Below are 5,293 nucleotides of genomic sequence, written 5' to 3' on the forward strand. Positions count from 1 at the left end.
CCGTCAATCACGTCCAGAGTTGAAGTTTTACCCCCTTTAAAAATATTCATCAGCACCGAGCGGCCACCATCTACATGCACGATGTTGGTCTGTACGGCGCTACCATCGCGCACGCTAGCTACATCGCGTATGTAAACCATTGCACCGTTCACCGCAGTAACTGGAAATTCGCCAATATCTTCAAGCGAACGCGGTGAGTTATTGAGGCGAATGGTGTATTCCTTATCACCGATTTTTTGCGTACCGGCGGGGATCACCAAGTTTTGGTTAGCGAGCGCATTAGCCACGTCTTGGCCAGTTAAGCCTCGAGCTCGCAGTGCTTCTGGATCTAAATCAATGGTGATCTGCCGTGATTTACCGCCATACGGCCAGGGGATAACCGAGCCTGGTACCGTAACCAATTGTGTCCGCAGTTGATTCATGCCTAAGTCGGCCAATTGCTGTTCGGTCAAGCCTTTGCCGGAGAGCGCTAACTGCAACACTGGCACTGTGGCTGCACTGTAGTTAACAATCAAAGGTGGCTGTGTGCCCGATGGCATTTGCCGCAACATGGTTTGTGCTACTGCAGTCACCTGCGCGTTTGCCATATTGATATCCACTGTGGGATGAAAGAAGATTTTGACAATGCCAAACTCGGTATAGGAGTTGGCTTCAATATGTTCGATGTTATTCACCGTAGAGGTGAGCGCCCGTTCGAATGGAGTGTTGATCCGTCCGGCCATTTCATCTGGCGGCAAACCTTTGTACTGCCACGCTACCGCAATAATCGGAATATCCACTTCAGGGAAGATATCGGTAGGTGTTCTGACAAAGGCCAATGGCCCCAGAATTAAAATGAGCAATGCGAGCACAATAAAGGTGTAGGGTCTGCTCAGGGCAATACGCACCAATGACTGCATGATGGCTCCCAAAAATTTACGACAATGTTGCAAGTTAACAATTAAGTGAGAACTTAATTAGCAACCAACTCAGAATAAGGCTATGAATTAAAATCATAAGTACTGTTGTGAAGGTGTTAGAACTGCTCAGCCAAGCGCGTATTTCATCCGCTTAACTGAGCAGATGTGTTAGATCATTAGCGATTAACCATCTTCTGTGTCGCCTCGTTATAGCGGTGTCCCACAATCTCTAACTGCGCTAATTGATTGGAGATCTGACGCAATTCGTCAGTGCTCAAGTCAATATTGGCGGCGGCAATGTTTTCTTGTAGACGACTAAGCTTAGTAGTCCCTGGAATAGGTACCATCCATGATTTTTGTGCTAACACCCACGCCAACGCTATTTGCGCGTTAGTGGCATTTTTACCGCTGGCGATATCGCTAATAAGTTCAACCAATACTTGGTTAGCGCGGATAGCGTCAGCTTGAAAACGTGGAATGCTGCCCCGAAAATCTTGCGCACCAAATTGAGTATCAGCAGTAATCGCACCAGTTAAAAATCCTTTCCCTAAGGGGCTAAATGGCACAAAACCTATGCCTAACTGCTCCAGTGTTGGCAGAATTTCTTGTTCTGGCTCCCGCCACCACAGCGAATATTCACTTTGCAATGCGGTAACAGGCTGTACTTCATGAGCTTGTTTGATAGCCGCAACCCCAGCTTCAGATAGGCCAAAGGCTCGTACTTTGCCTTCTGCGATAAGGTCTTTTACGCAACCAGCAACGTCCGCCATAGGCACGTTGGGGTCAACGCGATGTTGATACAGCAGATCGATATAGTCAGTTTGCAACCGCTCGAGTGATTCATCTACCACTCGGCGAATGGTCTCCGGCCGACTGTCTAACCCTTTTGCAGGAACCCCTTCGACAAAGCCAAACTTGGTGGCAATAACCAATTGCTGTCGCATCGGCTTTAGCGCTTCACCAAGCAAGCTTTCATTAGTAAATGGGCCATAACATTCGGCAGTATCAAAAAAGGTTACGCCTTGCTCATAAGCACTCCGTAACAATTCAATGGCTTGTGATTTTTCGGTTGAGGGACCATAAGCAAAACTTAATCCCATACAGCCTAAACCAATGGCGGAGACTTCAAGCCCTGCGGCTCCTAATGAACGTGTTTGCATTGTTTACTCCTTAATGTGTGTCACTTTTCATCTTTCAGCGTTACACGTCGTAATGCAGATCTGCGAACCACTTCACCATCGTGGTATCACGATGCTCAGAGAAGCAACTCTGTTCAGTATCAAACTTGGCAATTGCCTGCATACGGCTAGCGGTAACAGTTGTAGGAATAACCACCACTCGGCGTTGTACCAACCAACGCAGTACAATTTGCGCAACAGAACGATTATGAGTGCTTCAATCTCTAAGATCTGGCTTTAAGCTTCTGATGCCGTTGTTGAGTGGTATATATTCCATAAGTTGCTCCGATATTTGGTTACAGCTACTTAACTCAGCCAGCAAAAGGATTTCCTGATTTTATCAACCAAATAAACGCGGCATTAGTGGGCAAAAGCTGCACAAACCTATGAGTTTAATTCATAGATACAAACTGTTTGTGAGTAAAATTGATTCATACTAGAGTATAAAGCGATAACGACATGCAGCAGCGAGATACCAGATGCTAAGAGAAAATTTAAATGACTTGGTCGCTTTTATGGTAGTGGCACGCGAGGGAAGCTTTACTAAAGCAGCTTCACAGCTTGGGGTATCACAATCTGCTTTAAGCCATGCACTGCGTGGTTTGGAAGAGCGATTAGAAATCCGTTTACTGGCTCGCAGTACCCGCAGTGTTTCGCCAACTGAGGCGGGCGAAAAACTGTTGGCCACCCTAGCGCCCCGCTTTGAAGAAATTGAAGCTGCATTGACGTCTCTGGGCGACCTGCGTGGCAACCCCATGGGCACAGTGCGTATCAGTTGCTCAAAGCATTCAGTGACTTATCTTATTTGGCCTAAAATCAGTAAAATTTTGCATCAATATCCTGATTTACAGATCGAGATCTCAGCGGATAACCGTTTTACCGATATCGTTGCAGACCGTTTTGACATTGGCGTACGTCTCGGAGAATCCCTCCCTAAAGATATGATTGGTGTAACGATATCCCCTCCCATGAGGCTTGCAGCAGTCGCTAGCCCTGAATATTTTGCCAAATACGGGAAGCCAACAGAGCCACAAGAACTTAAGCAACATAACTGTATCAACATGCGCTTGCCTACCTATGGTGGCTTTTATGCGTGGGAATTTGAGAAAGAAGGTCAGGAACAAGTCGTACGCACCTCGGGGCAACTTGCATTTAACGACAGTGTGCATATTTTGCAGGCTGCGATTGAGGGCTTTGGCTTATGTTACATTCCCGAAGATATGGCGGCTGATGCCTTAGCGAATGGTCAACTCGAACGTGTGTTGGAAGATTGGAGTCCGGCCTTTGAGGGCTACTCGCTCTACTATCCAAACCGTCGTAATCATTCAACCGCCTTCTCCATCGTCGTCGAAGCTTTGCGCTATCGAGGATAACGCCCTATTCTGCCGCATCAACTGCAGGTGCGGCACTGGCCATCAACATACTCAGCACCGTGAATAGCGCGATGATCCAACTCATTGTCCACGGTGTGCCATCTAAAAACAGCGCTAATAATAGTGACGACACAATTCCACTGCCGTACTGCATAGCACCGATCAATGCCGATGCTGAGCCCGCAATATGCGACATTTTCGCTAATGCAGCTGCAGTCGCACAGGCGGCGATAATGCCGTTCATTGAGAAGAACACAAATATACACACCACTACCAGCCACATATTAGCCAACGACAACGCCACTAACAGCATCAGAACGATAGCTGCCAGTGCCGCAATCACTGTCGCACCAGCAAGCAGGCTTTTTAAGGCAAATTTATGCACCAGACGACGGTTAACAAAACTCAACAACATAACACCAACAATATTGACGGCGAACAGCCACCCATAGTGCTGTGGATCTACGCCGAAATAATCAATGTAAACAAAGGGGGACCCCGTAATAAAGGCATAGGCTGCAATATAAAAAAAGCACACACACAACGCGTTGGTGACAAAACTGCGTTGCTTAAGCAACCAGCCATAATTTTTCATTGCGCGCACTAGTGATGCTGAGCTACGTCTATCCGATGGCAGTGTTTCTGGAATTAAGTAGATGGCGAACAGCATTAGCAACCCAACAATACTTAATAACCAGAAAATACTATGCCAACTGCAAAACCTGATGATCTGCCCGCCAAATAATGGTCCGATTATGGGTGCAATCGCCATAATAATGGTCAAGGTCGAAAGTTTATGCGCCGCCTCAACATGGGAGAACAGATCGCGGATCATCGCCCGTGCCAACATAGGACCTACGCACGCACCAACCGCTTGAAAGACACGCCATAACACTATCTGGTGGATCTCTGTGGATAAAGCACAGCCAGCAGAACCAATGGCATACAACACCAGACCAATAAATAGCGGTGGTTTACGGCCAAACCTGTCGCTGATAGGTCCCCAAATAAGTTGAGCGATAGCAAAGCCGATAAGAAAGCCAGTAATGGTCAACTCAGCATCGCCTTGTAGATCTTTAGCCATTTGCGGCATGGCAGGCAAATAGATATCGGTTGATAACGAAGTAAACGCCATCAAAGCACCAAGGATGCTGATAAACATCGCACTCGTCTTCGCCGCTTTCGGGCTTGCATTAAGTTCAAGTAATTTCATAGAAGAGGTTTACCAACATCAATTTCTGGGCTGTCACTACATCTGGCCCAATATTGAGCTGCGCGGGGGGAAAATAACAGTGCAGTGATAACACGTAACGTCAATGCACGTTGTGTTTAACTCAAGTTTAGGTTCAAACACTTAGCGCTGGGTTTTCATATCGACCACAAAGCGAGATTTAACATCGTCTTTTGCTGAACGCTCAAACACTTCATTTACCCCATCAGCTTTGATGAGGTAAATGTCTGCAGTGATCTTATGCTTAGCATAAAAATCAAACAGTTCCTGAGTTTCGCCTATACCGAAGATATTAGAACCGGCGAAACTGATCCGATCCAATTCTTTTGGACATCTCGCGGAGTGATCGGTATTTCTGACTTTCCACGTGTGCTCATAAAGTCGTGCGTGTACCCTGTTATTTGGACTCAGACCTATCTTTCCACGGAGCCCAAATAACTTGTCTTAAGTTAGATATAAGAAGATATACGCTGCTTTAACTCAATAATTTATAGCAGATTTTCATGATAAAACAGTAAGAGTTTATCCATGATTTGACTGACATATTCAGGCTTCCAGTACGTCTGAATATGCGTTGCGCCATCAATCAAGAATAGCTCTTTGTTCTTAGCA

At 46.3% G+C, this 5,293-nt stretch carries 6 protein-coding genes; 1 reads left to right on the top strand and 5 read right to left on the bottom strand.

The genetic code is table 11. The features are described 5' to 3' along the window. From ACN0TT_RS20540 to ACN0TT_RS20550, 3 genes are all read right to left on the bottom strand, one after another. Positions 1 to 899, bottom strand: an 899-nt coding sequence (locus ACN0TT_RS20540) for an efflux RND transporter permease subunit (RefSeq protein ID WP_417763976.1), incomplete at its 3' end; no start/stop codon positions are given. A gap of 176 nt (positions 900 to 1,075) precedes the next feature. Beyond that, on the bottom strand, positions 1,076 to 2,059 hold the full coding sequence (locus tag ACN0TT_RS20545) for an aldo/keto reductase (RefSeq protein ID WP_417763977.1): 984 nt from the start codon (positions 2,057 to 2,059) through the stop codon (positions 1,076 to 1,078). Positions 2,060 to 2,099: 40 nt separating this feature from the next. Next, a complete protein-coding gene (locus ACN0TT_RS20550; RefSeq protein ID WP_417763978.1) occupies positions 2,100 to 2,252 on the bottom strand; it encodes a hypothetical protein in 153 nt (50 codons plus the stop codon). A 304-nt stretch (positions 2,253 to 2,556) separates the two neighbouring features. Between ACN0TT_RS20550 and ACN0TT_RS20555 the strand changes: the two genes are divergently transcribed. Beyond that, entirely contained in the window at positions 2,557 to 3,450 is an 894-nt protein-coding gene (locus tag ACN0TT_RS20555; protein WP_417763979.1) for a LysR family transcriptional regulator, read from the top strand. Between the two features lie 4 nt (positions 3,451 to 3,454). Here the strand turns inward: ACN0TT_RS20555 and ACN0TT_RS20560 are convergent, their stop codons facing one another. Both ACN0TT_RS20560 and ACN0TT_RS20565 read right to left on the bottom strand, forming a co-directional pair. Further along, positions 3,455 to 4,663: a multidrug effflux MFS transporter gene (locus tag ACN0TT_RS20560; RefSeq protein ID WP_417763980.1), complete on the bottom strand. Its 1,209-nt coding sequence runs from the start codon at positions 4,661 to 4,663 to the stop codon at positions 3,455 to 3,457. Between the two features lie 141 nt (positions 4,664 to 4,804). Then, positions 4,805 to 5,002, bottom strand: a complete 198-nt coding sequence (locus ACN0TT_RS20565; protein ID WP_417763981.1) for a hypothetical protein — start codon at positions 5,000 to 5,002, stop codon at positions 4,805 to 4,807. Between the last annotated feature and the right edge of the window lie 291 nt (positions 5,003 to 5,293).

This window comes from Shewanella sp. (assembly GCF_048265805.1).
In the GTDB taxonomy this organism is placed as follows: Bacteria; Pseudomonadota; Gammaproteobacteria; order Enterobacterales; family Shewanellaceae; genus Shewanella.

What these genes read in the sequence shown, in the direction of transcription:
- ACN0TT_RS20545 (WP_417763977.1), bottom strand. Translation starts at nt 2,059, where the DNA reads ATGCAAACACGTTCATTAGGAGCCGCAGGGCTTGAAGTCTCCGCCATT.
- ACN0TT_RS20555 (WP_417763979.1), top strand. Translation starts at nt 2,557, where the DNA reads ATGCTAAGAGAAAATTTAAATGACTTGGTCGCTTTTATGGTAGTGGCA.
- ACN0TT_RS20560 (WP_417763980.1), bottom strand. Translation starts at nt 4,663, where the DNA reads ATGAAATTACTTGAACTTAATGCAAGCCCGAAAGCGGCGAAGACGAGT.